The sequence below is a fragment of the Photobacterium gaetbulicola genome (genome assembly GCF_003025515.1).
Lineage (GTDB): Bacteria > Pseudomonadota > Gammaproteobacteria > Enterobacterales > Vibrionaceae > Photobacterium > Photobacterium gaetbulicola.
In genome coordinates, this window is sequence record NZ_PYME01000043.1 from 1 (window position 1) to 26651 (window position 26651).

General features: G+C 51.2%; 22 protein-coding genes. 10 read left to right on the forward strand and 12 right to left on the reverse strand.

Translation table 11 applies throughout. The features are described 5' to 3' along the window. Positions 1 to 192: 192 nt before the first annotated feature. Positions 193 to 546 (reverse strand): type I restriction-modification system subunit M N-terminal domain-containing protein, encoded by a 354-nt coding sequence (locus C9J03_RS24725; protein ID WP_044622087.1) that lies wholly within the window; start codon positions 544 to 546, stop codon positions 193 to 195. 469 nt (positions 547 to 1015) lie between these two features. On the opposite strand from C9J03_RS24725, the gene C9J03_RS24730 reads away from it, so the two are divergent. Both C9J03_RS24730 and C9J03_RS24735 read left to right on the forward strand, forming a co-directional pair. Then, entirely contained in the window at positions 1016 to 1306 is a 291-nt protein-coding gene (locus tag C9J03_RS24730) for a hypothetical protein (protein ID WP_146149111.1), read from the forward strand. A 53-nt stretch (positions 1307 to 1359) separates the two neighbouring features. Beyond that, positions 1360 to 2178, forward strand: coding sequence for a hypothetical protein (locus tag C9J03_RS24735; RefSeq protein ID WP_044622088.1), 819 nt, complete (start codon positions 1360 to 1362; stop codon positions 2176 to 2178). Positions 2179 to 2230: 52 nt separating this feature from the next. On the opposite strand, the gene C9J03_RS24740 is transcribed toward C9J03_RS24735, so the two are convergent. Further along, entirely contained in the window at positions 2231 to 3445 is a 1215-nt protein-coding gene (locus tag C9J03_RS24740; RefSeq protein ID WP_039458731.1) for a tyrosine-type recombinase/integrase, read from the reverse strand. Between the two features lie 378 nt (positions 3446 to 3823). Between C9J03_RS24740 and C9J03_RS24745 the strand changes: the two genes are divergently transcribed. Then, positions 3824 to 4336 (forward strand): fasciclin domain-containing protein, encoded by a 513-nt coding sequence (locus C9J03_RS24745; RefSeq protein WP_044624338.1) that lies wholly within the window; start codon positions 3824 to 3826, stop codon positions 4334 to 4336. Between the two features lie 72 nt (positions 4337 to 4408). On the opposite strand, the gene ppnP is transcribed toward C9J03_RS24745, so the two are convergent. Next, on the reverse strand, positions 4409 to 4690 hold the full coding sequence (ppnP, locus tag C9J03_RS24750; protein WP_044622089.1) for a pyrimidine/purine nucleoside phosphorylase: 282 nt from the start codon (positions 4688 to 4690) through the stop codon (positions 4409 to 4411). A gap of 93 nt (positions 4691 to 4783) precedes the next feature. Further along, positions 4784 to 5254, reverse strand: a complete 471-nt coding sequence (gene zntR, locus C9J03_RS24755) for a Zn(2+)-responsive transcriptional regulator (RefSeq protein ID WP_044622090.1) — start codon at positions 5252 to 5254, stop codon at positions 4784 to 4786. Between the two features lie 210 nt (positions 5255 to 5464). Between zntR and purH the strand changes: the two genes are divergently transcribed. Together purH and purD are read left to right on the forward strand one after the other, a co-directional pair. After that, complete coding sequence (purH, locus tag C9J03_RS24760; protein WP_044622091.1) at positions 5465 to 7057, forward strand: bifunctional phosphoribosylaminoimidazolecarboxamide formyltransferase/IMP cyclohydrolase; 1593 nt, start codon at positions 5465 to 5467, stop codon at positions 7055 to 7057. Between the two features lie 211 nt (positions 7058 to 7268). Then, on the forward strand, positions 7269 to 8561 hold the full coding sequence (purD, locus tag C9J03_RS24765) for a phosphoribosylamine--glycine ligase (protein ID WP_044622092.1): 1293 nt from the start codon (positions 7269 to 7271) through the stop codon (positions 8559 to 8561). A gap of 85 nt (positions 8562 to 8646) precedes the next feature. Here the strand turns inward: purD and C9J03_RS24770 are convergent, their stop codons facing one another. Continuing rightward, on the reverse strand, positions 8647 to 9348 hold the full coding sequence (locus tag C9J03_RS24770) for a DUF1481 domain-containing protein (protein WP_044622093.1): 702 nt from the start codon (positions 9346 to 9348) through the stop codon (positions 8647 to 8649). Between the two features lie 39 nt (positions 9349 to 9387). Beyond that, a complete protein-coding gene (gene hupA, locus C9J03_RS24775; RefSeq protein WP_039458747.1) occupies positions 9388 to 9660 on the reverse strand; it encodes a nucleoid-associated protein HU-alpha in 273 nt (90 codons plus the stop codon). A gap of 227 nt (positions 9661 to 9887) precedes the next feature. Here hupA and C9J03_RS24780 point away from each other — a divergent pair, with 227 nt between their 5' ends. Beyond that, a complete protein-coding gene (locus tag C9J03_RS24780) occupies positions 9888 to 10943 on the forward strand; it encodes a CNNM domain-containing protein (protein ID WP_039458748.1) in 1056 nt (351 codons plus the stop codon). 51 nt (positions 10944 to 10994) lie between these two features. Here the strand turns inward: C9J03_RS24780 and brnQ are convergent, their stop codons facing one another. Beyond that, positions 10995 to 12308 (reverse strand): branched-chain amino acid transport system II carrier protein, encoded by a 1314-nt coding sequence (gene brnQ, locus C9J03_RS24785; RefSeq protein ID WP_044622094.1) that lies wholly within the window; start codon positions 12306 to 12308, stop codon positions 10995 to 10997. Positions 12309 to 12355: 47 nt separating this feature from the next. Between brnQ and C9J03_RS26840 the strand changes: the two genes are divergently transcribed. After that, the gene (locus C9J03_RS26840) at positions 12356 to 12508 is read left to right on the forward strand and encodes a hypothetical protein (RefSeq protein WP_156136191.1); all 153 of its coding nucleotides are present in this window, start codon (positions 12356 to 12358) and stop codon (positions 12506 to 12508) included. Between the two features lie 330 nt (positions 12509 to 12838). On the opposite strand, the gene C9J03_RS24790 is transcribed toward C9J03_RS26840, so the two are convergent. Further along, positions 12839 to 13426, reverse strand: coding sequence for a YjaG family protein (locus C9J03_RS24790; RefSeq protein ID WP_044622095.1), 588 nt, complete (start codon positions 13424 to 13426; stop codon positions 12839 to 12841). Positions 13427 to 13529: 103 nt separating this feature from the next. Here C9J03_RS24790 and C9J03_RS24795 point away from each other — a divergent pair, with 103 nt between their 5' ends. Together C9J03_RS24795 and C9J03_RS24800 are read left to right on the forward strand one after the other, a co-directional pair. After that, positions 13530 to 14441: a D-2-hydroxyacid dehydrogenase gene (locus tag C9J03_RS24795; RefSeq protein ID WP_044622096.1), complete on the forward strand. Its 912-nt coding sequence runs from the start codon at positions 13530 to 13532 to the stop codon at positions 14439 to 14441. Between the two features lie 28 nt (positions 14442 to 14469). Then, complete coding sequence (locus C9J03_RS24800) at positions 14470 to 15087, forward strand: uracil-DNA glycosylase family protein (RefSeq protein ID WP_044622097.1); 618 nt, start codon at positions 14470 to 14472, stop codon at positions 15085 to 15087. 162 nt (positions 15088 to 15249) lie between these two features. Here the strand turns inward: C9J03_RS24800 and hemE are convergent, their stop codons facing one another. Together hemE and nudC are read right to left on the reverse strand one after the other, a co-directional pair. Then, positions 15250 to 16317 carry a uroporphyrinogen decarboxylase gene (gene hemE / locus C9J03_RS24805; RefSeq protein ID WP_044622098.1) on the reverse strand — a complete coding sequence of 356 codons (1068 nt, stop codon included), beginning with the start codon at positions 16315 to 16317 and terminating at the stop codon, positions 15250 to 15252. Positions 16318 to 16562: 245 nt separating this feature from the next. Beyond that, entirely contained in the window at positions 16563 to 17330 is a 768-nt protein-coding gene (gene nudC, locus C9J03_RS24810) for an NAD(+) diphosphatase (protein ID WP_044622099.1), read from the reverse strand. Between the two features lie 155 nt (positions 17331 to 17485). On the opposite strand from nudC, the gene C9J03_RS24815 reads away from it, so the two are divergent. Continuing rightward, positions 17486 to 17968: an Rsd/AlgQ family anti-sigma factor gene (locus tag C9J03_RS24815; RefSeq protein WP_044622100.1), complete on the forward strand. Its 483-nt coding sequence runs from the start codon at positions 17486 to 17488 to the stop codon at positions 17966 to 17968. A 226-nt stretch (positions 17969 to 18194) separates the two neighbouring features. Here C9J03_RS24815 and rpoC read toward each other — a convergent pair whose 3' ends face one another. Continuing rightward, entirely contained in the window at positions 18195 to 22412 is a 4218-nt protein-coding gene (gene rpoC / locus C9J03_RS24820) for a DNA-directed RNA polymerase subunit beta' (RefSeq protein ID WP_044622101.1), read from the reverse strand. 99 nt (positions 22413 to 22511) lie between these two features. After that, positions 22512 to 26537: a DNA-directed RNA polymerase subunit beta gene (gene rpoB / locus C9J03_RS24825; protein WP_044622102.1), complete on the reverse strand. Its 4026-nt coding sequence runs from the start codon at positions 26535 to 26537 to the stop codon at positions 22512 to 22514. Between the last annotated feature and the right edge of the window lie 114 nt (positions 26538 to 26651).

Below are 26651 nucleotides of genomic sequence, written 5' to 3' on the forward strand. Positions count from 1 at the left end.
TCCAGTTTCAGCCTGAGTACGTCTCGAATTTTACGCATTGCAATCCTCTTTGCTGGCATAGTCCTGCTCCAAATAGGAAACAGGTTACCAAATAAGTTGAAGATCAATACGTTGAAAGGGATTCCGGAAATGTGGGTAAAAGTGTTCACATTGAGTCCGGAATGGGTGTTCATGTTAAACCAGAATAGGTGTTCACATTGAACCGGAATGAGTGTTCAGCATGGGCCGGAATACGCAGCTCTCACCGATATTGTGCTTGAGGTCTTTCAGTGCAGACCAACGTGCAGTCTCTGGCACAAAGAAGGTGTTGTCGTACTCGTCTTCATCATCCGCTAAATCTTCAGCCTGCGCCTGCGTTTTGCCTTTATCAAGGTAGTACGCAATCACCTTCTCACGCTCTTCCTCAAACGCATCCGACATGCGTTTTAGGAACATCATCCCGAAGATATAGTCTTTGAATTCAGAGGCATCCATGTTGCCACGAAGGATATCAGCCGTTTCCCATAGGAAGGATTCAAGCTGTTGGAGGGTGAGTTTTGGGGTCATTGAGCTACCTACACAAATAAGGGCAAAACCGTTGTGAGTTGAACGACATCGTACTCAAACGGATTGATATTAGTGTAGATTTTACGGGGATGGCGCTGGTGGAGCAATGCGGTTATGTGGATAATGCGAGCCCAAAACACAAGGCATCAATGCCGACTAAAAAACCTCATAAACGATATAATTACCGACGGCTTTTACTTTGAACTTATCAATACAATACAGCTACCTAAATACAGCCCCCGCTTACGACTCTGTCACTGTCGTACTAACAGTTGTAATCACTGTCTTGCTTACATTAGCTTTTATATATAGTGCTTTTTCGATTTATACCATTTTTCTTTTCTTGAATAGCCGAAGCTCTGAGCTAAGAAAGAGGGTGCAAGCCCATGGGGGGCTATGGCTTATTATTCATTCAGGGTGTTTATATGGAGTTGGGCAAATTTTTAGCAAGCTAAACTTCGGTCCGATAATGGAGTATATCAATATCAAAATAATCCCAGCGTTAGACCAAATTGGACTGATTGATGCTGTTTGGTCGACTCTTTTTACCGTTTTTGGTTGGATGATACCTTTTGGAACCGCAGCAGTTGGAACCAACCTGCTCTTTGAAGCGTTGCGTCAAAGAACAGGCAAGGAAAACCCAGATAAAAAAACACCTTACAAGCCAAAGTGCCTTGATAAGTTGATTAGAAAGAAACTAGCAAAATACAAGCTTTGGTCGCCTTCGAAAACCAAAGAAGATGGAAACAACCAGAGCTAAGCATTAACATGCATATAAAGACATTACTCTAAATCAGAAGGTTAAGGACAACAATGCCAGCAACTATAGAACTTTCCGACAGCGCTATGTTTGAGCTATTAACGAGCGCGTTAGAAGCCTACACAGTTAAACATCAAGAAAGTGAAGATGTAGCCATCGAAACAGTTTCGCACTTGTGGGGGCGAGTAAACAAACGTGCACCTTTTAAGTGTACGATTAATCATGTCTCAACAGAAACATCCGCAATCAGAGCACGAAGTAGTGTAAGAGAACTCCAAAGCTCACTTGCAATCAAACGTGATATTGCTAATGTTTTTGGTGAAGATTTCCGACATATCGGCACGTTTCACACACACCCTTGGTTGAAGAACGAAGATCCTAAAAAAGCTGGCAGTATTGAAGCTGTAAGAAAAAACAAATTATACAACCTAAGCCCAGCGGATCACCGTTGTGAAATAGGCAAACCAACTGTAACTGTATCTGGCGTTGGTTATTCAGTTGCCCTCGTAATGACAATGTTCCCTATGGAAAGAGCTAATGATAGCCGTATGCCTAATGAGCCGGACGGTCTTCATGAGTTCAGTTTAGGGAACATTAAAGTTTGGCTGAAAGGGCAAGTGTTCATTCATAAACTGAAATCTGAGATGTCAGGTGAGGAGCTGGTGGCTTTTGAGTCCTATAGATTAAAAGTAGATACATATAGCGAAGACGAAATGCTTGCTGTACCTATCAACACCCGAATTGAGTCCAATTTCATAAATACCCTTGGGTACTACTTGAAGAGCTTTGGCCGAATCGATCTTGATGAATTAACGGTAAATGAGTACACCTCAGCTAAACTTGTGGAAAAAAGAGAACTCCACAAAATCTAGCGGTTAAGGGTAGTCTTGACCTATATCAAATCAAGGCTACCTCAATACATTGCTATTTCAACAAAACCACATTTGCAGGAGGATTAGACAGCAACTGTAAATGTTCAACCCACAACTTCAAAGCATGCTCTTTTTCCCCTAAATACTGGCTATGATTATAAACAGCCATCACACCACCCAACGAATGCCCTAGCAACTTTTCAACCACATGCGGTAGCACACCCAAATCGTTGAGCTTTGTCGCCATAGTTCGGCGCAAATCATGTAAAGTCCACTTTTCTATATGATCCAACCGTTTCCACATTAGGCCACCATATGAGCTGACTGCCTCTGGTCTCTTCAATTCTCCAAGGATGTAATTGGATTTGTTAGCTTCTCCTTTCAAAGTCAGCAACCAGTCTTTCAACGCTTGTGGAATAGGGCGAACAATCTTCTCAGCTGTCTTGCTGTTCATCACCGGAACTGTCCACAACATTGAGTCAAAATCCCATTCTTGCCATTGGGATAGCCGAATCTCTTGAGTTCTAGCTCCAAAGACCATCAACAAGTAAAACATATTACGGTAATAAGGCATCAGCTTCTTTGAGTGGCATAACTCCCAAACGTCGACTAATTCAACATCCGATAGCACCCGATCCCGCTTGGCTTGTCGCTCGCCCACATCAGTTGTGGTCAAATCATCAAGCTCGCGGCTAAATGCATACTGCCGCACTCGACAGAAACGCAATGCTTGCTTTGCGTTTTGCAGCACATAGCCAGCAGCCTTTGGGGCTGGACGTTGTTTACCAGGGATACCATTACTAATTCGATCAAAACACTCCACCCAGTGACGAGTCAGAGTTTGCTCCAAGGGGTAACTACCTATATAAGGATAAATATGCTTATTAAACTGCGCTCGATGCTTGTCGGAGTTTTTACGGTTCTTATCGGCATACTCCACTAACCAGTACTCTAGAGCTTGTTGGACAGTTACAGGTGCAAGGTTAGCTTCACGCGCCATGGCCAGCATATGTTTGGGGTCATGCCCTTCCTGCCACCACTGGCGACACTGTGCAGCACGCTTTCGTGCAGCCACCAGCGAAAGCTCTGGATAATCGCCTAAATCTACTCGCTTGTTAGCGCCGTTAATCTTGTAGCGAAACTGCCAACGTATCTTACCGAGCTTGGATACCCTTGCTCCTAAGCCATCACCGTCAGTTAAAGTGACCACTTTGTCTTGTGGTTTGCCAAATTTGGCTTTTAGATGAGTATCGTACAGCTTTCCCATGCGCCCCTCGTGTACCCTTATGTGTACCCCTATAAGAGCATTAGAACCAGATCATTTGAAGACTAACAAGGACAAAAAAGAGTAACCAACCTTTACAAAGCAATAAGTTAGATGGAGCTAACAATACAACAAAAACAAATAAAGACACTAATCTAGACAATACGGCATGAACTAAGCCGCTTTCGGTTATCCTGATTGCACAAAGCCCAATCCAGTCATCTGGATTGGGCTTTTTCTTTATTCATCATATTAATAATCACCAGCTTGGCCGCACCATCTCCCGCAGTCTCGAAAATAAGACCTACCACTTTGTTGGGTGAACCATACTGCTTGCTTGTACGTTATAAGCTCGATGACAACCACAATGAGGCTGCAGCAATGAATCACATACTCCGTATCTTCAACCGCTCTTTAGTTGTTTTTGCTCTTTGCTTCACCGGTCAGGCCTTGGCCGAGCACCATGAAGCCAGCGAGGTGGAAAAGAACCTGGTCCAGGTCGCGGCCAGCAATGACGATTTCCAAACCTTAGTGATGGCGATCAAAGCCGCCGAACTGGTGGGAACATTGGAAGGGAAAGGCCCGTTTACGGTTTTGGCACCAACCGATGATGCCTTTGCTAAACTGCCCGAAGGTACGCTAGCCGAGCTGCTTGAACCGGATAACAAAGAAAAACTCCAGGCGGTACTGACCTACCATGTCTTGCCCGGCGCGATCTCTTCTGAAGAAGTGGCCAAGCTCAAGTTGCCGGAAACAGTCCAAGGCGGAACGGTGGCCATCGAAACCGATGACGAGGGCAAGGTTACCATCAACGGTGCCAGTGTTATTACCGCGGATATACCGGCCAGCAACGGGGTGATCCATGTTATCGACACGGTGCTTATCCCAGAATAAAGCCAGCCGGCAATGACAGCGCCAAGGCGCTCAGAAAGCACAGCGCTTCACTCTCGGTGAAGCGCTTTTCTATTAAAGGTAATCACACAGGTAGGCGGTCGGCTCAGCAACCTTCACCTCAAACGAGGAGTCACCAGGGACTTCAAAGTCGTCACCGGCATAATAGGTTTCCCACTCGATATGGCCCGGCAGTTTCACGGTCAAGGCGCCCTTGACCACGCTCATCTTTTCTGGCGCCGCCGTACCGAAGGTATATTCTCCCGGAGCCATGACTCCCACGCTGGCACGCTCGCCAGAGGTCTCAAATCCCAGGGACTTAACCTGGCCATCAAAATACTCATTCACATTCAACATGACTTTCCCTATCAATAACAAAGCGATACTTCGACGCTACCACAACTTCAACGCCTGCCCAATATAATTTCTCGATTTCCTGCCTTTTTCAGGCTATTGCTCGGAACAGTGGGTCCGCCTACTACAGCACTGGCTGTCTACCTCCCTGGCGGGCTCCGGCTCTTCTTCACCCAGCGCCTCGAGGATCGAGCAGTGACTGGCATCATCATCAACATGGCCACAGCAGGCATCATTAATTTTCTTCAGGGCCTTACGGATCCGCGACAGCTCCGCCATCTTGCGGTCCACCTCATCCAGCTTAGCCTGAGTGATCGCCTTAACCTCGGCACAGCTGTGCTGGCTAGCTTCGAGGCGAATATCCAGCAACTCCCTGATTTCATCCAGACTCAGGCCAATCGCCTTGGCCCGAAGGATGAAACGGATCCGCGACAGGTCATCTTCGCTGTAGAGCCGATAACCGCTCTCACTGCGACCTGCCGGGACCAGCAGACCGTTCTTCTCGTAAAACCGCAACGTATCACTGCTGACCCCACAGTGCTTAGCCAATTGGCCAATCAAATACATACCGCCCCTATACCTTAGGTGATGAGCAAACAACAAAAAGCAAACGTTTGCGTAGTGATGGAATTAATGTAAAATATGCTGCGTTGATCACACCCCCAACAACAGCACTGTGTATCTTCGATTCTAGCCGAGGGTATTTACCAAAATCCAGCCACCTCGCCTGCTGGATTTTGGCAAATAGTCCTCCGTGTTTACAAAGAGATGGTTGCAATGGAAAACGCTCGTCCTATCCGCCGTGCGCTAATTAGCGTGTCAGACAAAACTGGTATTGTTGAGTTCGCCCAGGCGCTTGCCGATCGTGGTGTCGACATCCTGTCCACAGGTGGCACTGCCAGCCTGCTTGCCGAGCAGGGTATCAAGGTAACTGAAGTTTCCGATCACACCGGCTTCCCTGAAATGATGGACGGTCGCGTCAAGACCCTACACCCGAAAATCCACGGTGGGGTACTGGGCCGTCGCGGTACTGACGATGCAGTGATGAACGAGCATGGCATTGCCCCGATCGACATGGTTGTGGTCAACCTATACCCGTTCGCAGCGACAGTGGCCAACCCAGATTGCACCCTGGAAGATGCGGTTGAGAACATCGATATCGGTGGCCCGACGATGGTTCGCTCTGCCGCGAAAAACCACAAAGACGTAACCATTATCGTCAATGCCCACGACTACGATCGCGTGCTGACAGAAATGGCAGCCAATGACGGTTCACTGACCCATGCAACCCGTTTCGACCTGGCTATCGCAGCTTTCGAGCACACCGCTGCTTACGACGGTATGATTGCCAACTACTTCGGTACCATGGTGCCGTCTTACGGTGACAACAAGGAAGGCGACGAAGAGTCTAAATTCCCTCGCACTTTCAACCAGCAGTTCGAGAAGAAGCAGGACATGCGCTACGGTGAGAACAGCCACCAGGCTGCCGCTTTCTACGTTGAGAGCAACCCGGAAGAAGCATCGGTTGCGACGGCTCGCCAGATCCAAGGCAAAGCCCTGTCTTACAACAACATCGCTGATACCGATGCCGCACTTGAGTGTGTGAAAGAGTTCGACCAACCAGCCTGTGTCATTGTGAAGCACGCCAACCCTTGTGGTGTCGCGCTGGGTGACAACATCTTTGAAGCCTACGACCGTGCGTTCAAAACTGACCCAACCTCTGCCTTTGGCGGCATCATCGCATTCAACCGTGAACTGGATGCCGCAACGGCAACGGCTATTACAGAGCGTCAATTCGTTGAAGTGATCATTGCACCTTCTGTTTCAGCTGAAGCGGTAGAAATTGTCGCGGCCAAGAAAAATGTTCGCCTGCTAGAGTGCGGTGAGTGGAGCAGCAAGACCACTGGCTTTGACGTGAAACGCGTCAACGGCGGCCTGTTGGTTCAGGACCGTGACCAAGGCATGGTGTCTGAGGCTGATCTTAAAGTTGTTTCTAAGCGCCAGCCAACACAAGAAGAGCTAAAAGATGCCCTATTCTGCTGGAAAGTCGCTAAATACGTGAAGTCTAACGCGATTGTTTACGCCAAAGGCGATATGACCATCGGTGTGGGCGCTGGCCAGATGAGCCGTGTTTACTCCGCGAAAATTGCCGGTATCAAAGCGGCTGACGAGAATTTGGAAGTTGCGGGTAGCGTGATGGCTTCTGATGCCTTCTTCCCGTTCCGCGACGGTATCGACGCGGCGGCTGAAGCGGGTATCAAGTGTGTGATCCAGCCAGGTGGCTCGATGCGCGACCAGGAAGTGATTGACGCTGCCGACGAGCACGGCATGGCGATGATCTTTACGGGCATGCGCCACTTCCGCCACTAATCACTACAGGCTCCGGGGAAACCCGGAGCCTTATTCGATTTTAAGAACCCAGACTGTTGTAGAGTCAGCTCTATAACAAAGCTTAAAAATTTTTAATTTTAGAGCAAAGCCATAAAGCCTAGTTCAAGGAACGCACGCGGAGCTTATGGACATAAGTGAGCATGCGTGACACAGAAATTGGCTTTGTGGCGAAGCTATCAAAGGTAAAATGATGAATGTATTGATTATTGGTGCTGGCGGCCGCGAACACGCACTGGGCTGGAAAGCCGCACAAAACCCAAATGTTGAGACTGTTTTCGTTGCCCCGGGTAACGCTGGTACTGCGCTTGAGCCTAAGCTGGAAAACGTTGCGATTGGCGTTGAAGACATCGAGGCCCTGGTTGCCTTTGCCAAGGAAAAAGCCATTGAGCTGACCATTGTTGGCCCTGAAGCACCATTGGTGATCGGCGTGGTTGATGCTTTCCGCGCTGCTGGCCTGCCAATTTTCGGCCCAACTGAAGCCGCAGCCCAGCTGGAGGGCTCTAAAGCCTTCACCAAGGACTTCCTGGCTCGCCACCAGATCCCGACCGGTGCCTACGCTAACTTCACTGAGATCGAGCCTGCTCTGGCCTACGTACGCGAGCAGGGTGCACCGATTGTGGTTAAGGCTGACGGCCTTGCTGCCGGTAAAGGGGTGATCGTCGCGATGACCCTTGAAGAAGCAGAAGATGCCATCAAGGACATGCTAGCTGGCAATGCCTTCGGCGCAGCCGGTAGCCGCGTGGTGATCGAAGAGTTCCTGGAAGGCGAAGAAGCAAGCTTTATCGTGATGGTTGACGGCGAGAACGTCTTGCCAATGGCCACCAGCCAGGATCACAAGCGTGTCGGCGACAAAGACACCGGACCGAATACCGGCGGGATGGGTGCTTACTCACCAGCGCCTGTCGTCACGCCAGAAATCCACAACCGCATCATGGAAGAGGTGATCTACCCGACGGTACGCGGTATGGCCGCAGAAGGTCACCCTTACACCGGCTTCCTGTACGCTGGCCTGATGATTGCCGCAGATGGCACGCCGAAAGTGATCGAGTACAACTGCCGCTTCGGCGATCCTGAAACCCAGCCAATCATGATGCGCATGGAATCGGATCTGGTTGAGCTTTGCCTGATGGCAATTGACGAGAAGCTGGATCAAGCTGAATCCAAGTGGGATCAGCGCGCCTCAATTGGTGTGGTACTGGCCGCAGGCGGCTACCCGGCCAGCTATGCCAAAGGCGATGTGATCAGCCTGCCTAGCACCGACGTTGAAGGCCAGAAAATCTTCCACGCCGGTACGGCAACCAACGCCGAAGGCGAAATCGTGACTAACGGTGGCCGCGTACTGTGTGCGACAGCACTTGGCAACTCGGTCTCTGAAGCCCAGCAGCGTGCCTACGAGTTGACCAAGCAGGTAAGCTGGAACGGTATGTTCCACCGCAACGATATCGGCTACCGTGCCGTTGCCCGCGAGCAGCAAGAGAGCTAATCGCCGTTTGGTAAACTGATAGCCATTCTAAAAACGCGCCCTCGGGCGCGTTTTTTTATTGTCATTCTCGCTCTGGAAAGCGCGATCAATTCGTCAACAGAACCGGCGCGGTCAGGCAGGCTGGCTGATCGTCGGCCAACATCAACAGCGTCTTGGCGGTCAGGGTGCTGCGACGGACCTGGCCAATGACCGCCATATACCCGTCCTGCTGATGTTCCTGCACTTGCTGCTGCACATAATCGGGCAACACCGGGGTAAAGTTGACCTGGAGCGGACGCTGATCAGCACAGCGGTAGAACTGCCCCTGCTTCCAAAAACCTTGTACCAAGGACTGATCATCCTTGCGCTGCTGCTTAACCACATCCGTGCCGTGCTCGGCTTCCTCGAGCAGTTGCTGCAGTTGTCTGCTACCAAGCGGGATCAGCTCATCTCCCAGGGTATAGCGCTGGAACACCGCATTGCCCAGGGTATCGTAGCGCACATGCAGGGAGAAGGGCTTGAGCTGCTGCTCGTCGAGCTGCCGCCCCTCACGTTTTATTTCGCGTAGTTTGCCATCGCGCCAACGGTAATCAGTACGGTAGTCACCATAGTCACCAGCCATCACCCGATCAGCCAAGCTTACAGGGCGGTTCTGCTGTGAGGTAAACCAATAGATGGACGTGCTGTCACCGAGACTCTGACCACCGGTATGGGTCAAGACTGGCGTTATATTGTTTTCAGGGACTGTGGGATTGGAGGCGCATCCCGCTAACAGCGAGACGGTGAGAAAAGTCAGTAGTCGCTTCATGGAAAAACTCCGCCAGATAGATACCTGGCGGAGTATAGATTATTTCACTGAGTCTTTCAGTGCTTTACCTGCAACGAAAGCAGGTACGTTGGCCGCTGCGATCTGGATTTCCTGACCCGTTTGTGGGTTACGGCCAGTACGCGCTGCACGGTGGTTTACTTTGAAAGTACCAAAGCCGATTAGTTGAACCTGGTCACCTTCTTTAAGCGCATCAGTAATGCCGTCTAGGGTAGACTCTAGAGCAACTTTAGCTTGAGCTTTAGAAAGATCTGCTTTTTCAGCGATCAGGTCAATCAGTTGGGTCTTGTTCATTAGGTTTCCCTTCTAAGGTTTTTTCTTAAGACGCATCAACTCTAATTCAAAAGAAGCCCGTGTGGCAAAGGTTTGTCAGCCTTGATGTGGTTAGGTGCGGGCTCTTTAACCATAAACTGAGCGCAAGTTCACAAAATGTTACTAATATGAAGACTGAAATAGTTGTATTTATTCGCTTCAACACCGATTAATATAGGCGTTATCCGTTATTTTTTACCAAGGTAAGCATGATACTCCTTACGATTTACATCGCTGTTGCGATTGGTGTTTCGTTTATTTGTTCAGTCCTGGAAGCTGTTCTGCTCAGCATCTCCCCTAGCTATATCGGTACTCTGCGTCAGCAGGGCCACCCTGCCGCCGATCGCCTCGCGGCTCTAAAAGACAATATCGACCGCCCACTGGCTTCGATCCTAACCCTCAATACCATTGCCCATACCATAGGTGCGGCAACCGCCGGCGCACAAGCCGCGGTGGTATTTGGCAGCCAATGGCTAGGTGTATTCTCCGGCGTACTGACGATTGGTATTTTGCTATTCTCAGAAATTATTCCGAAGACTATCGGTGCCACCTACTGGCGCCAGCTGGCACCCGCCTCGGCATCGACCCTGCGCTGGATGGTCTGGGCCCTGACGCCATTCGTATGGGTGTCAGAACAAATCACCCGCCGCCTGTCACGAGGCCATGAAGCGCCGAAACTGCGTGATGAACTATCGGCGATGGCCATGCTGGCCCAGGAATCGGGGGAGCTGGCTGAAGGCGAGTCAAAGATCATGACAAACCTGCTGCAGTTCCGTGATGTCAGCGTCACCAAGATCATGACACCACGACCGGTCCTGTTCCGTGTTGACGCCGAGCAGCCAATCAACGAGTTTCTGTCGCAGCACAAAGACAGCCCGTTCTCGCGCCCGCTGGTCTACAGCGAGCAGAAAGACAATATCCTTGGCTTCGTCCACCGCCTTGAGCTGTTTGCCGAAAGCCAGGCAGGCCGCGGCCAGAAAGAGCTGGGTACCCTGATGCGTCCGCTGCCGGTCGTCATGAACAATGCCAGCGTCCCCAAGGCCTTCGAGCAGCTAATGAAAGAGCGCTCCCAGCTGGTACTGGTGGTCGATGAATACGGTACGGTCCAGGGGCTGGTAACCATGGAAGACATCTTCGAACACCTGGTCGGCGAAGAAATTGTCGACGAGGCCGACAAGAATACCGACATGCAGCAGCTGGCCTACCAGCGCTGGGAAAAGTGGAAGAAAACCCACGGCGTGATCGAAAGCAAAGACGACGAGTAACCACATTATGACGAAAGGGGCCAAATGGCCCCTTTTCCTTATCTTAACGTTTCACCCTTTCATTGATGGCTGCAGTGCCAACACTGAACGCGTAGCCCGGCTAACCACTGCGCCCATCGCGATCACCAGCAAGCTTGGCACCACCCAACCGGCATAGTCGCTATAAAGGGGCAGGTATTGCGCCAACCAACTGTCGAGCGCAGTCGGCATTTTGCCCAAGATATGCAACGCATCAACACTGCCGAAGACCAATGCCGTCATTACTGCCGCCATCACGGCCGGTGTCGTCAAGCGACGGCGCAGCGGAGCAATCACCAGCAGAGCAATGGCGACCGGGTGCAAGACCACAACCACCGGCAGAGTGATCGCCAATAGCTGCTCCAATCCAAGATTGGCCACCAGTCCGGCCACGATCATCGTTACCCAGACACTGCGCGAGTAAGTCACCGGCTGGAATGTGCGGCTGTAAAACTCGCTGCCTGCGGTCGTCACACCGATCGCAGTAGTCAGGCAGGCCAAAATCATCACCACGCCCAACAAGACACTGCCCAAAGTACCGAAGTGGGCCAAGGTGAACGCTGTCAGGATCTCGCCGCCATTGCCGAATACCGAGCCCAGGCTAGCACTGGTCGCACCGATATAGGCCAACGACAGGTACACCAGAGCCATCGCCACCGCGTACATCACAGCAGCCATCAGGGTGTATTTTGCGGTCGCCCTCGGGCACTCCACCCCCATTTCGCGGATAGCACGGAAGATGATCCAGCCAAAGCCAATCGAACCCAGCGCATCCATGGTCATGTAGCCTTGGGTCAACCCTTCGGCAAATGCCTTGTCCTGATACGGCCCCACAGCTGCCAGTGCTTCACTGGCCGGGGACATAAAAGCAGTCACTGCCAGCACGGAAAGGATAACCACCAGCATCGGGGTCAGCCACTTGCCTAATGTATCGACCAGCTTGCCCGGGTAGAGTGCAAACACAATGGCAGCCAAGCAGAACACCACGGTGAAAGGAAGCAGTGCCGCCTCGCCGACAAAAGGGGCCAAACTAAACTGGTAGGCGACGGTGATGGCTCGGGGGATCACAAAGGCCGGGCCAATCACAATAAACACCATCACCCAAAACCCCGTCGCAACCGACTTGGGAAGGGCTGCGGTCAGGTTATCGGAGCCATGGACCAGTGCCACCATTACCAATGCCAATGCTGGCAGGCCAACACCAGTCAGCAGGAACCCGGCCATTCCGGAAGCAAAGTGTTCACCGGCCTGCAAGCCTAGGAACGGAGGGAAGATCAGGTTACCGGCACCAAGGTACATGGCGAAAGTCATAAAGCCCAAGGCGGCGATGTTGCGTGCACTTAACATAGTTATCCTCTACCGCGTCGGCTTGAAGGAAACTAAGGAGAATTCGGGTGGGAATATTGACCTGTCAGCTTCGCTTCAAGCTGACAGGAAAATTGAGATACGGCCTGTCAGCCCCGGATAAGACCCAGAGAGAGCAGGAGGAGCAGGCTAGCCGCAACGGCTTTGAAGCCCTTGCAGGAAACAGCAGTGTTGATAGCTGATACTGGCATAACTCGTCCTAGCTGACAGAAAATAAAAACCAGAAAACAAGACGTTTTCTGCGATACCTTTGTTATAAACGGCGGCAGCAGAGCAATACAAGCAGAAAAAACAAAATAAGTGGAATGAGTTAACTAGCCACCAAAAACCAGCACAAACCGCCAGAAATAGTCCAGATTGCCAAGATTTAAAACTTCACAGTATCGTTACATCTCTCTCGATCGCCGTTTTGTCTTTATCCTCGAAGTTTCTTTACCCTCTCAGAACAATGCAAAAAGCATCAAACACAAAAAAGGGCCCAAAAGGGCCCTTCTCGATCCAATACTGGTCGCTTACAGCTCGATACCAATATTGCTGACCGGCTCTTCGCGCAACTCCTGACGCAAACCTTTGATCAGCTCGATATCACGGCGCTCTGCTTCTTTAAGCGCCCGGAAAATCGCCCACTGCATGTCCCACTCGGCACATACCGCTTCGTTTTCTTTCTGGTTCTCGTTGGTGATCTCCACTCCGGTCTGGGCAAATTCAAGATCAGCTACAGTTGCGGCAGACAACGAGCTTAGCTTAGCCAGTGTTTCCAGCATCAGGTCACGGTCGAGCATCGCATGGAGCAAATCAGCCAGCGCCGCACAGGCATCAATAGCCGGATTTACCGCATACAGATCATAATCTTCGGCATTGGGTACCAACTCTTCGAGTTTCTCCAGCTGCTTCTCAAAGTTAATCTTGGCCGTTTTTACTGTCAAAATTTCCCAGATACTGTCCAGAATCGAACGGTACTTCTGCTCATCCGCGAACTCCGTTTGCTGACAGAAGAACGCATAGTTGGGATACATTCGTTCACACAGAGACACCATAAAGGTAATGTGTTGCCATGGTTCTAATTTTTCTAAACGGAGCTGAACTGGATTCTTTAGCATGGGATAATCCGCAATTGTGATTTGCCCCGGATCTTACTTGTATCCCCCTGCTACTGCAATACATGGAAAGCGGATAACCCCGTGCTACCGCCAAGGAGCGACGATGCATAAACTGATGATTGTTTCCCGCCAGCAAGCTGTCTATGAAGCCCTGCTAGCCGAGCAGCCGATAGCCGGGCTGACCCTGACCCAGCAGCCCAAAGAGGCGACTATCTTGCTGGCCGACCCACCGAAGATCGCCCCCTTGCTCGATGAGTTCCCGGCCCTTGAGTGGATCCAGTCCACCTTTGCCGGCATTGATGCTCTGACACAGCCCAGTTTGCGTCGGGACTATACCCTGAGCAATATCCGCGGTTGCTTCGGCCAGCTGATCAGCGAATACGTACTGGGGTTAGCCATCGCCTACCAACGCCACTTTGCGACCTACCAAACCCAGCAACAAGCCCGCCACTGGCACCCTAAACCATACAACACCCTTGCAGGCAAGACGATGGTGATACTGGGTACCGGCAGCATCGGCAGCCATCTCGCCCGTTCGGCCAAGGCATTGGGATTCCGCCTTGTCGGGGTCAATCGCTCTGGCACTGCCAATGAGCCGGCTTTCGATACCATTCTCCCACTGGCCGAGCTCAATTCAGCACTCGAGCAGGCAGACTTGGTGGTCTCCACCTTGCCGGCTACCGCTAATACCAACGATATCCTCAACGCCACCAGCCTAAGCCATTGCCGTAAGGCTTTGTTGTTCAACGTCGGCCGGGGCAACGCCCTGTGCGAAACCGGCCTGCTCAGCGCATTGGACCGAGGTGCAATCGCCCACGCTTTCCTGGATGTCTTCAAGCAGGAGCCGCTGCCCCAGAGTCACCCTTTCTGGCAACATCCGGCCATCACTATTACCCCGCACATTGCCGCTGAAAGCTTTCCCCATCAAGTCATGGCAATTTTCCGCGATAATGCACAACGCTGGCTCAACCACCAGCCATTACGCTATACCGTTGACTTTCAACGGGGCTACTAATTCACCCCGGAGTCAGGGAGCCCGCAGCATGAGTCCAAACAACGACCAGCAACATCTTGATAACCTGCTTGATCAAATCCGCCGCTGCACGATCTGCCGCGATCACCTACCGCTCGGCCCCCGGCCGGTCATTCAAGCTGCCAGCAGCGCCCGCTTGATGATCGTTGGCCAGGCTCCCGGTACCAAGGTGCATCAAACAGGGATCCCCTGGAATGATCCGAGTGGCGATCGTCTCCGTCGTTGGCTGGATCTTGACCGCGACTCTTTCTACAACCCCGAGCACATCGCCATCATGCCGATGGGACTGTGCTACCCCGGCCGGGGCAAGTCCGGCGATCTGCCGCCCCGTCCCGAGTGCGCCCCGCAATGGCACCCCCAAGTATGGCCGCTGCTGCCCAATATCGGCATGACCCTGCTGGTCGGCCAGTATGCCCAGCAGCGCTACCTCAAGGGCAAACCGAAGACGCTGACAGAGACGGTGAAGGCATGGCGCAACTGGGCGCCGCAGTACATCCCGATGCCACACCCTTCACCGCGCAACACCCTGTGGCTGAAGAAAAACCCATGGTTTGAAGAGGAAGTGGTGCCATATATCCGCGAATACGTCCACCAGCATCTTGGACTAGAAAGCGGCAAGGGGCGCTAGGCTATGGGTTTTTCAACAGGCTCACGGAGCCAAAATGATCTTCGACCGCCACTAGCCTATGGCCAATAGCCGCATATAAAAAAGCCCACACAGCAAGCTGTATGGGCTCTTAATGCTTTTTCCTAGGCTAGGGCCTAGCAACCTAGCACCCAGGATCCGCTTTTATTTGTGGTATGGCTTTGACAGCTCATGCACCGCTTCAACAAACACACCAGCATTCTCTGGCGGCACATCGAGGTGGATACCGTGGCCTAGGTTGAACACGTGGCCAGTACCACCGTCGCCGAAGCCTTCAAGGATAGTCGCGACTTCCTGACGAATACGCTCAGGCTGGGCGTACAGCATCGATGGATCCATGTTGCCCTGCAGCGCAACTTTGTCACCCACACGCTTCTTGGCATCAGCGATATTGATGGTCCAGTCAAGGCCGACTGCATCACAACCGGTTGCCGCGATTTGCTCCAGCCACATACCACCATTCTTGGTAAATAGCGTCACCGGTACGCGGCGGCCATCGTTTTCGCGGATCAGGCCATCAACAATCTTGTGCATGTAGCGCAGCGAAAACTCGTTGTAATCACGCGGAGTCAGCACGCCCCCCCAGGTATCGAACACCATCACCGACTGGGCACCCGCTTTAATTTGCGCGTTCAGGTACTCAACCACGCTGTCTGCCAGCTTATCGAGCAATAGGTGCAGGGTTTGTGGCTCGGCATACATCATCTTCTTGATCTTGGTGAATGCCTTCGAGCTCCCCCCTTCAACCATGTAAGTCGCCAGTGTCCAAGGGCTCCCCGAGAAACCGATCAGCGGTACTTCGCCTTGCAAGTCCTTGCGGATCTGACGTACGGCGTTCATCACGTACTGCAGTTCGCCTTCCGGATCCGGCAAACCAATTTTATCAACATCAGCCTTGCAGGTGATTGGACGTTCAAATTTCGGTCCCTCACCGGCTTCAAAGTACAGTCCCAAGCCCATCGCATCAGGGATAGTCAGGATATCTGAGAACAAGATTGCCGCATCAAGCGGGAAGCGGCGCAGAGGCTGTAGTGTCACCTCACTGGCAAGCTCAGCATTTTTACATAGCGACATGAAGTCACCGGCTACACTGCGAGTTGCACGATATTCAGGAAGGTAACGCCCTGCCTGACGCATCATCCATACCGGGGTGCAATCGACTGGCTGCTTCAATAAAGCGCGAAGGTAGCGGTCATTCTTTAGTTCGCTCATTTGGGACTCCATGGTTTTATTTGCGCGTATTGTATCACTCCGAGCTGTCAACAAAAGAGGCCATTTGTTAACCGGATCAAGTTTATAGTAACAATTTGCTCACTGGATTTGCGACACTCCGGGCTCTCATGGTACAAAATCTGCGCGCTAGCAATAATAACAATGACTTTGCTCGTAGAAGGCAAAATAACTGCACCTTACCCCTCCTCACGGAGGGTTTTTTTATTCTGTTTCCTCCCCCACCATCAGCGCTTTCCCATTCCCCCCAGAGTGTGGTCAATCAGCGCCCTGGCAATCGTGCCCGGCGGGGCGAGTTCAGGCAGGGTATTCGTCGATGCCCAGAGGGCATCGGTCAGCTCAGCGTAGTCCGGCTTTAGCTCGCCACTGTGGTAATCGGCCAGAAACCCCATCATCAGGTTAGACGGAAACGCCCAGGGCTGGCTGCCGAAATAGCGAATATTGGTCACCTGTATCCCGGTTTCTTCCAAGACTTCCCTGGCAACACACTGCTCGAGTGTCTCCCCAGCCTCAACGAAGCCGGCAATCACTGTGTACATGCCGTTCTTATGGCGGGGATGCTGGGCCAGCAAGATTTTGTCTTGCTTACGGACCGCGACAATGACACAAGGTGATAAGCGCGGATAATGGTGGCTGTGGCAGCCCTGGCAAGCCATAGCAAGCTCGGCACGGCTCAACTGGCACTCATTGCCACATTGCGGACAGAAGCGCTGAGAATGCAGCATATGCGACAACTGGATGGCCCTTCCGGCCAAGTTGAACAACTCACCGTCAATCACCAGCAGGCTGCGCAGACTATCAAAACCAGCCTCATCATGGTGCTCAGGGGCTTCAAGCCAGTAGACAGGAGCGTTTTGATATCGACCGATCTCAACCACGCCTTCTAAATCAACCTCTAGCTCACTTGGCGGCTTGAAGGGAAGTTGTTGATCCTCCAGGTATAGCTTGCGATCTTTGACTATACACCAATAGCTTTTTTCGTGTTTTTTTAACATTAACGTCACATCCATCCTTGCAGGGTATCGTTTTTACTGGCAATCTGTAGTTAATACGGAAAAGGCTCCGTAATTCAAGGTTATCTTTCTTAAGAGATTAACAGGTATTGTTTCCAGTACCCTGTCTCGGTACTGTAGATCATGAGGGCATGGTCATGTTGAGTAAATTCGAGCAAGTACAAAAACAATGGGGCGGCACCAGTGACGTTATCGATCACTGGCTCATGTCTCGGCAACAATTGCTGATCGATTACTGCAAGTTAGCTGGACTCCCCCCGTTCGAGAGTAATAGCCGCCAGCTCCCGACAACATCCCAACTGCAGCTGTTCAGCCAAGAGCTGGTCGACTATATCTCCGAAGGCCACTTTAAAATCTACGATATGGTCATGGAGCGCTGGAACGCAACAGGGTATTCCCCCACGGAAGAAATCTCCCAACTCTACGCCCAAATCACCCAGACCACCGATCCTATGCTGAACTTCAACGATAAATACACCGACATGGGTGAGGATGACGAGCTACCCGATTTCGACAGTGATCTCTCTGATATCGGCGAGCTGATAGAACTCCGCTTTGCCCTCGAGGATAAGTTAATCGAATTGATCAGTGAGAGCCTGGCTTGCCCACCGGGCGCCTAGGTCTCCGCCACACCTGTCCTCACCTGCCACCAGCCTGGTGACTCACCGGGCTGGTTATCCTTTTATACGCCTTATTCCCGCATCCTGCAAAATACCGCCTGCACGAGTGCCGTATCGGCACCGACATATCGCCTCCGCCCACCAGCATACTGCCGCCAACTCGCAGGCAATAAAAAAGGGCACCCGAAGGTACCCTTTTATTCAGTGCATTTTAGCTAGCTGACGATTAGTTTTCGTCGCTTAGGCCTGCATTCAGTAGCGCAGCAAGGTCTTGCGACGCCTGCTCTGCATCGACCTGAGGTGCAACTGGCTCTAGCTCTGCATCACGCTGACGCTGACGGTTCTGGTGGTACGCGAAACCGGTACCCGCAGGGATCAGACGACCAACGATTACGTTCTCTTTCAGGCCACGTAGCTCGTCACGCTTACCAGAAACTGCAGCTTCTGTTAGTACGCGCGTCGTTTCCTGGAACGATGCAGCTGAGATGAACGACTCAGTTGCAAGCGATGCTTTGGTGATACCCAGTAGGTCACGCTCAAACGTTGCTGGCAGCTTACCTTCAGCTTCAAGCTTACGGTTCGCAATCATGATGCGAGAGTACTCAACCTGCTCACCAGGTAGGAACTCAGAATCACCCGCAGACAGGATAGTTGCCTTACGAAGCATCTGACGAACGATAGTCTCGATGTGCTTATCGTTAATCTTAACGCCCTGTAGACGGTAAACTTCCTGAACCTCGTTCACGATGTACTCTGCAACGGCGTGAACACCACGCAGACGTAGGATATCGTGTGGAGCCTCTGGACCATCGGCGATTACATCACCCTTCTCAACCTTCTCACCTTCGAATACGTTCAGCTGGCGCCACTTAGGAACCATTTCTTCGTATGCGTTACCTTCTGCAGGCGTGATGATCAGACGACGCTTGCCTTTCGTCTCTTTACCGAACGATACGGTACCAGTGATTTCAGCAAGGATCGCAGGCTCTTTAGGCTTACGTGCTTCGAATAGGTCAGCAACTCGTGGTAGACCACCGGTGATATCTTTCGTACCGCCAGATGCCTGCGGGATACGTGCTAGCGTATCACCGATACCAACCATTGCACCGTCTTCAAGCTGGACGATTGCTTTACCCGGTAGGAAGTACTGAGCTGGCATTTCAGTGCCGGCGATCATTACATCGTTACCGTTTTCGTCAACCAACTTAACGGTTGGACGCATGTCTTTACCTGCACCGGTACGCTCAGCAGCGTCAAGTACGGTAATCATAGACAGACCCGTTAGCTCATCAGTCTGACGAGAAACTGTCACACCATCAATCAGGTCAACAAACTGAACACGACCTGCCACTTCGGTGATGATTGGCATTGTGTGCGGGTCCCAGTTAGCGATAACTTCGCCAGCTGCTACTTCTGCACCGTCACCTTTAGTCAGGTGAGAACCGTATGGCAGTTTGTAGTTCTCTTTAGTACGGCCGAACTCATCGATAACACTCATTTCTGAGGCACGAGACGTGATAACTAGCTTGCCTTCGTTGTTAGTAACAAACTTGGCATTATGCAGTTTCATCGAACCGTTGTTCTTAACCTGGATGCTGTTCTCAGCCGCTGCCGCAGATGCCGCACCACCGATGTGGAACGTACGCATCGTAAGCTGTGTACCCGGCTCACCGATTGACTGTGCTGCAACAACACCAACCGCTTCACCCTGGTTCACTAGGTGACCACGTGCTAGGTCACGACCGTAACAGTTCTTACAACAACCGAAGTCGTTCTGACAGGTTACTACCGAACGTACTTTCACCTGGTCAACAGAGTTCGCTTCCAGGATCTCACACCACTTCTCATCAAGAAGCGTGTTACGAGGAGCAAGAACTTCGTCGGTACCCGGCTTGATAACGTCTTCCGCTACCACACGACCAAGAACGCGATCACCAAGTTGCTCTTTAACGTCACCACCCTCGATCAGAGGCATCATGGTGATACCTTCGTGAGTGCCACAGTCATCAGACGTGATTACCACGTCCTGAGCAACGTCTACTAGACGACGTGTTAGGTAACCGGAGTTCGCAGTCTTAAGTGCGGTATCGGCTAGACCCTTACGAGCACCGTGAGTAGAGATGAAGTACTGAAGTACGTTCAGACCTTCACGGAAGTTCGCCGTGATCGGCGTTTCGATGATCGAGCCATCCGGCTTAGCCATCAGACCACGCATACCCGCTAGCTGACGAATCTGTGCGGCAGAACCACGAGCACCTGAGTCGGCCATCATGTATACGCTGTTGAACGATTTCTGCTGCTCTTCTTCGCCGTCACGGTTGATAACAGTGTCGAAAGACAGGTTATCCATCATCGCCTTGGCAACCTGCTCGTTGGCTGTTGCCCAGATATCGATAACTTTGTTGTAACGCTCGCCCGCGGTAACAAGACCTGACTGGAACTGCTCCTGGATTTCAGCAACTTCAGCTTCAGCTTCGGCGATCTTGGTGTATTTCGCTTCTGGTACAACCATATCGTCGATACCAACCGATACACCAGATAGTGCCGCGTAAGCAAAACCTGTGTACATGATCTGGTCAGCAAAGATAACAGTATCTTTCATGCCCAGCTCACGGTAACAGGTGTTAAGCAGTTTAGAGATCTGCTTCTTACCCAGAGCTTCGGTGTTTACAAGGCTGTATGGCAGACCTTTCGGTACGATTGTCCATAGCATTGCACGACCAACAGTCGTATCAACCAGCTTAGTATCAGCAACTAGGTTGCCTTGCTCGTCAGCGTGGTGTTCAGTGATACGAACCTTAACGCGAGCGTGTAGCTCAGCATTACCTGTACGGTAAGCTTTCTCAGCTTCAGCAGGACCTTCAAGGTACATGCCTTCGCCTTTCGCGTTGATCTTTTCACGAGTCATGTAGTAAAGACCCAATACAACGTCCTGAGAAGGTACGATGATTGGATCACCAGATGCTGGTGAAAGGATGTTGTTGGTAGACATCATCAGTGCACGCGCTTCTAGCTGTGCTTCCAGCGTTAGAGGTACGTGTACCGCCATCTGGTCACCATCGAAGTCGGCGTTATATGCCGCACACACTAGTGGGTGAAGCTGGATCGCTTTACCTTCGATCAGTACTGGTTCGAATGCCTGGATACCCAAACGGTGCAGTGTTGGTGCACGGTTAAGCATTACTGGGTGTTCGCGAATCACTTCGTCCAGGATATCCCAAACAACCGCTTCTTCACGCTCTACCATCTTCTTAGCCGCTTTGATCGTAGTCGCCAGACCACGAGTCTCTAGCTTGCCGTAGATAAATGGCTTGAATAGCTCAAGTGCCATCTTCTTAGGAAGACCACACTGGTGCAGACGTAGGTATGGACCTACGGTGATAACAGAACGACCTGAGTAGTCTACACGCTTACCAAGAAGGTTCTGACGGAAACGACCCTGCTTACCTTTGATCATGTCAGCCAAAGATTTCAGAGGACGCTTGTTCGAACCTGTGATAGCGCGGCCACGGCGACCGTTATCAAGCAATGCATCAACAGACTCCTGCAGCATACGTTTTTCGTTACGTACGATGATGTCAGGGGCTGCTAGATCCAGTAGACGCTTCAGACGGTTGTTACGGTTGATAACGCGACGGTACAGATCGTTCAGATCTGACGTTGCGAAACGACCACCATCTAGTGGTACCAACGGACGAAGATCCGGCGGTAGTACTGGCAGTACAGACAGGATCATCCACTCTGGGTTGTTGCCTGACTGTAGGAATGCTTCTACCAGCTTAAGACGCTTGGTCAGCTTCTTACGCTTGGTTTCAGAGTTAGTTTCTTCTAGCTCTTCGCGCATCAGCTCGATTTCAGCATTCAGGTCCATGTTGGCCAGAAGTGCCTGAACGGCTTCAGCACCCATCTTCGCGTCGAACTCGTCGCCCCACTCTTCAAGTGCATCCAGGTACTGTTCTTCAGACAGCAGCTGGCTACGCTCAAGGTTGGTCATACCCGGTTCGATTACCACGTAAGATTCAAAGTAAAGTACACGCTCGATATCACGCAGCGGCATGTCCATTAACAGACCGATACGAGATGGCAGTGACTTAAGGAACCAGATGTGGGCTACAGGAGAAGCTAGCTCAATGTGACCCATGCGCTCACGACGCACTTTAGTCTGAGTTACTTCTACGCCACATTTTTCACAGATAACACCACGGTGCTTCAGGCGCTTGTACTTGCCACAAAGACACTCGTAGTCTTTTACCGGGCCAAAGATACGTGCACAGAAAAGACCGTCACGCTCAGGCTTAAAAGTACGGTAGTTGATGGTTTCTGGTTTTTTAACTTCACCGAAAGACCATGAACGGATCATGTCTGGTGAAGCAAGACCGATTTTGATTGCATCAAATTCTTCAGTCTTGTGTTGTGCTTTCAGAAACTTAAGTAAGTCTTTCACATTCGGCTCCTGTGAGGAGTTGACCCATAAAGGCGCCAGTCTGCTGGCGCCTTCATATTTATACCGGAGTAACTAATAAATCTTGGTATGAACCGAGGCTTATTCGTCTTCCAGCTCGATGTTGATACCCAACGAGCGGATTTCTTTCAACAATACGTTGAACGATTCCGGCATACCAGGTTCCATACGATGGTCGCCATCGACGATGTTCTTATACATCTTCGTACGGCCGTTAACGTCATCCGACTTAACAGTTAGCATTTCCTGTAGGGTGTATGCGGCACCATATGCTTCTAGTGCCCACACTTCCATCTCACCGAAACGCTGACCACCGAACTGAGCTTTACCACCCAGCGGCTGCTGAGTAACAAGGCTGTAAGAACCGGTAGAACGGGCATGCATCTTGTCATCAACCAAGTGGTTCAGTTTCAGCATGTACATGTAACCCACGGTTACAGGACGCTCAAACTTGTCACCAGTACGGCCATCAAACAGAGTCAGCTGACCAGACTCAGGCAGATCACCCAATTTCAGAAGCTCTTTGATAGAGGATTCTGGCGCACCGTCGAAAACAGGTGTCGCGATTGGTAGACCGTTACGCAGGTTCTGGATCAGGGTACGTACTTCGTCGTCGCTTAGCGCGGCAATGTCTACGTTCTGACGCGTATCGCCCAGGTCGTACACTTTCTGCAGGAAGTTACGGAACTGGTGTAGTTCCTGCTGCTGCTTAAGCATCTCGTTGATCTTGTCACCGATACCTTTCGCTGCAAGACCCAAGTGAGTCTCCAGGATCTGACCGATGTTCATACGAGACGGTACACCCAGCGGGTTAAGTACGATGTCGACTGTCTGACCTTTTTCGTCGTACGGCATGTCTTCAACAGGACAAATCTTCGAGATTACACCCTTGTTACCGTGACGACCCGCCATCTTATCACCAGGCTGGATACGACGCTTAACCGCTAGGTAAACCTTAACAATCTTAAGGACACCCGGCGCTAGGTCATCACCCTGAGTGATCTTACGGCGCTTGGTTTCAAATTTCTTATCGAACTCAGCTTTCAGCTCGTCGTACTGCTCGGCTAGCTGCTCAAGCTGGTTCTGCTGTACTTCGTCATCAAGAGTCTGTGCGAACAGCTTCTCGCGGTCCATTGAAGACAGTTTGTCTTCGCTGTAACCCGCGGCAAGAAGAAGCGTACGAACACGAGCAAGAAGACCACCCTCAAGGATCTGGAATTCTTCAGTGATGTCTTTCTTCGCTTCTTTCAGCTGCATCTCTTCGATTTCTAGCGCACGCTTGTCTTTCTCAACGCCGTCACGGGTAAATACCTGAACGTCGATGATAGTACCAGACACAGAGTTAGGTACGCGTAGAGAAGAGTCTTTCACGTCAGACGCTTTCTCACCGAAGATAGCACGTAGTAGCTTCTCTTCAGGAGTTAGCTGAGTTTCACCCTTAGGTGTCACCTTACCAACTAGGATGTCGCCACCCTTAACTTCAGCACCGATGTAAACGATACCTGACTCATCCAGCTTAGATAGCGCTGCTTCACCCACGTTCGGGATATCAGCAGTGATTTCTTCCGCACCTAGCTTAGTATCACGCGCCACACAAGATAGCTCTTGGATGTGGATAGTTGTCAGGCGGTCTTCCTGTACAACACGCTCAGATACAAGGATGGAATCCTCGAAGTTATAACCGTTCCAAGGCATGAACGCGATACGCATGTTCTGGCCAAGGGCTAGTTCACCAAGGTCGGTAGATGGACCGTCAGCTAGCACGTCACCACGAGCTACAGGCTCACCCGGCATCACGGTTGGACGCTGGTTGATACATGTGTTCTGGTTTGAACGGGTGTACTTGGTCAGGTTGTAGATGTCGATACCCGCTTCGCCTGGTACCAACTCGTCTTCGTTAACTTTGATAACGATACGAGAAGCATCTACTGACTGAACCATACCGCCACGTTTAGCTACGGCTGTAACACCGGAGTCAACCGCTACGTTACGCTCGATACCTGTACCTACTAGCGGCTTGTCAGCACGAAGAGTAGGAACTGCCTGACGCTGCATGTTCGCACCCATAAGGGCACGGTTCGCATCATCGTGCTCTAGGAACGGGATCAGAGAAGCAGCCACCGATACAACCTGGTTAGTTGCAACGTCCATGTACTGGACATGGTCGCGTGGGTGCAGACCTGATTCACCTTTCTGGCGGGCAGTGATCAGTTCGTCAGCGAATGAGCCGTCTTCATTCAGAGCGGCGTTCGCCTGCGCGATAACGTATTGGCCTTCTTCGATAGCAGATAGGTAGTCGATTTCTTCGGTTACCTTGCCGTCGATCACTTTACGGTATGGCGTTTCCAGGAAACCGTAAGGGTTACACTGGGCAAACGCTGACAGTGAGTTAATCAGACCGATGTTTGGACCTTCCGGCGTTTCGATCGGACATAGACGACCGTAGTGGGTCGCGTGTACGTCTCGAACTTCAAAGCCAGCACGTTCACGAGTCAGACCACCTGGACCAAGCGCCGAGATACGGCGTTTGTGAGTAACTTCTGACAGTGGGTTGTTCTGGTCCATAAACTGAGACAGCTGAGAAGAGCCAAAGAACTCTTTCACTGCCGCAGAAATTGGCTTGGCATTGATTAGGTCTTGAGGCATCACTGCGTCTAGATCGCCAAGGCTTAGGCGCTCTTTCACAGCACGCTCAACACGTACCAGACCAACTCGGAATTGGTTTTCAGCCATTTCGCCTACAGAACGGATACGACGGTTGCCAAGGTGGTCGATATCATCCACTTCACCTTTACCGTTACGGATATCGATCAGACGACGCATTACATCGATGATGTCTGCGTGGTCTAGGGTACCCGGACCTGTAGAATCTTCACGACCTAGCGAGCTGTTGAACTTCATTCGGCCCACAGCAGATAGATCGTAACGCTCTTCAGTAAAGAACAGGCTTTCGAAAAGCTGCTCTGCTGCTTCGCGTGTTGGTGGCTCGCCCGGGCGCATCATACGGTAGATTTCTACCAGCGCGCTTAGACGGTCGGTCGTGCTGTCGACACGGATCGTGTCAGACATGTACGGACCGTAATCTAGATCGTTCGTAAACAGAACTTCTAGAGACTTGTAACCTGCCTGAGATAGCAGAGCCAATGTTTCCAGGCTTAGTTCCTGGTTAGCTGCTGCGATCAACTCGCCGGTTTCCTCGTTCACGTAATCACGTGATGCGATTTTACCCACGATGTATTCAACAGGGACTTCGATGTGGTCAACACCGTCTTTACCTAGCTGGCGGATATGGCGAGCGGTAATACGGCGGCCTTGCTCAACGTAAACCTTACCGTTGGCTTCGATATCGAAGCTGGCAGTTTCACCGCGTAGACGCTCAGGTACCAGTTCCATCACAAGAGACTTGCCCTGTACTTCGAAGTTTACTTTCTCGAAGAACATGTCAAGAATCTGCTCGGTGCTGTAGCCTAGCGCGCGCAGGATGATTGAAGCAGGAAGCTTACGACGACGGTCGATACGTACGAATACGTTATCCTTAGGATCAAATTCGAAATCCAACCATGAACCACGGTATGGGATTACGCGTGCGTTATAAAGCACTTTACCTGAGGAGTGGGTCTTACCCTTATCGCTGTCGAAGAAAACACCCGGGCTACGATGTAGCTGGGATACGATAACCCTCTCGGTACCGTTAATAACGAATGTACCGTTATCTGTCATGAGCGGAATTTCGCCCATGTAAACTTCTTGTTCTTTAATGTCTTTGACTGTGCCAGCTGGCGCGTCTTTATCGTACATGACAAGACGAAGCTTCACACGAAGTGGTGCAGAGTATGTTACGCCACGAATCTGACATTCTTTAACATCGAAGACCGGCTCACCGAGACGATAGCTAACGTATTGCAGCTCGGAATTGCCGTTATAGCTCTGAATTGGGAAAACAGAACGAAAGGCAGCTTCTAGACCGTAATGCCCTTCTGGATCCTGCTCGATGAACTTTTTAAAAGACTCAAGCTGGATCGACAGCAAGTATGGTACATCCAAAACTTGTGGACGCTTACCAAAATCCTTACGGATACGCTTTTTCTCGGTATAAGAGTAAACCATAGGTTCCTCAGATCGCTGATAAGTGATCCAAACTGCTCAAAACGAGGAGCAGTGACTAATAACACTGTTTATTGTAGGAACAGTTCTGGGAAACAGGACTGCTTTTTGCATGGA

Bases quoted from the DNA above. Each gene is read 5' to 3' on its own strand.
- C9J03_RS24725 (WP_044622087.1), bottom strand. From the start codon at position 546: ATGACCCCAAAACTCACCCTCCAACAGCTTGAATCCTTCCTATGGGAA.
- C9J03_RS24730 (WP_146149111.1), top strand. From the start codon at position 1,016: ATGGAGTATATCAATATCAAAATAATCCCAGCGTTAGACCAAATTGGA.
- C9J03_RS24735 (WP_044622088.1), top strand. From the start codon at position 1,360: ATGCCAGCAACTATAGAACTTTCCGACAGCGCTATGTTTGAGCTATTA.
- C9J03_RS24740 (WP_039458731.1), bottom strand. From the start codon at position 3,445: ATGGGAAAGCTGTACGATACTCATCTAAAAGCCAAATTTGGCAAACCA.
- C9J03_RS24745 (WP_044624338.1), top strand. From the start codon at position 3,824: ATGAATCACATACTCCGTATCTTCAACCGCTCTTTAGTTGTTTTTGCT.
- ppnP (WP_044622089.1), bottom strand. From the start codon at position 4,690: ATGTTGAATGTGAATGAGTATTTTGATGGCCAGGTTAAGTCCCTGGGA.
- zntR (WP_044622090.1), bottom strand. From the start codon at position 5,254: ATGTATTTGATTGGCCAATTGGCTAAGCACTGTGGGGTCAGCAGTGAT.
- purH (WP_044622091.1), top strand. From the start codon at position 5,465: ATGGAAAACGCTCGTCCTATCCGCCGTGCGCTAATTAGCGTGTCAGAC.
- purD (WP_044622092.1), top strand. From the start codon at position 7,269: ATGAATGTATTGATTATTGGTGCTGGCGGCCGCGAACACGCACTGGGC.
- C9J03_RS24770 (WP_044622093.1), bottom strand. From the start codon at position 9,348: ATGAAGCGACTACTGACTTTTCTCACCGTCTCGCTGTTAGCGGGATGC.
- hupA (WP_039458747.1), bottom strand. From the start codon at position 9,660: ATGAACAAGACCCAACTGATTGACCTGATCGCTGAAAAAGCAGATCTT.
- C9J03_RS24780 (WP_039458748.1), top strand. From the start codon at position 9,888: ATGATACTCCTTACGATTTACATCGCTGTTGCGATTGGTGTTTCGTTT.
- brnQ (WP_044622094.1), bottom strand. From the start codon at position 12,308: ATGTTAAGTGCACGCAACATCGCCGCCTTGGGCTTTATGACTTTCGCC.
- C9J03_RS24790 (WP_044622095.1), bottom strand. From the start codon at position 13,426: ATGCTAAAGAATCCAGTTCAGCTCCGTTTAGAAAAATTAGAACCATGG.
- C9J03_RS24795 (WP_044622096.1), top strand. From the start codon at position 13,530: ATGCATAAACTGATGATTGTTTCCCGCCAGCAAGCTGTCTATGAAGCC.
- C9J03_RS24800 (WP_044622097.1), top strand. From the start codon at position 14,470: ATGAGTCCAAACAACGACCAGCAACATCTTGATAACCTGCTTGATCAA.
- hemE (WP_044622098.1), bottom strand. From the start codon at position 16,317: ATGAGCGAACTAAAGAATGACCGCTACCTTCGCGCTTTATTGAAGCAG.
- nudC (WP_044622099.1), bottom strand. From the start codon at position 17,330: ATGTTAAAAAAACACGAAAAAAGCTATTGGTGTATAGTCAAAGATCGC.
- C9J03_RS24815 (WP_044622100.1), top strand. From the start codon at position 17,486: ATGTTGAGTAAATTCGAGCAAGTACAAAAACAATGGGGCGGCACCAGT.
- rpoB (WP_044622102.1), bottom strand. From the start codon at position 26,537: ATGGTTTACTCTTATACCGAGAAAAAGCGTATCCGTAAGGATTTTGGT.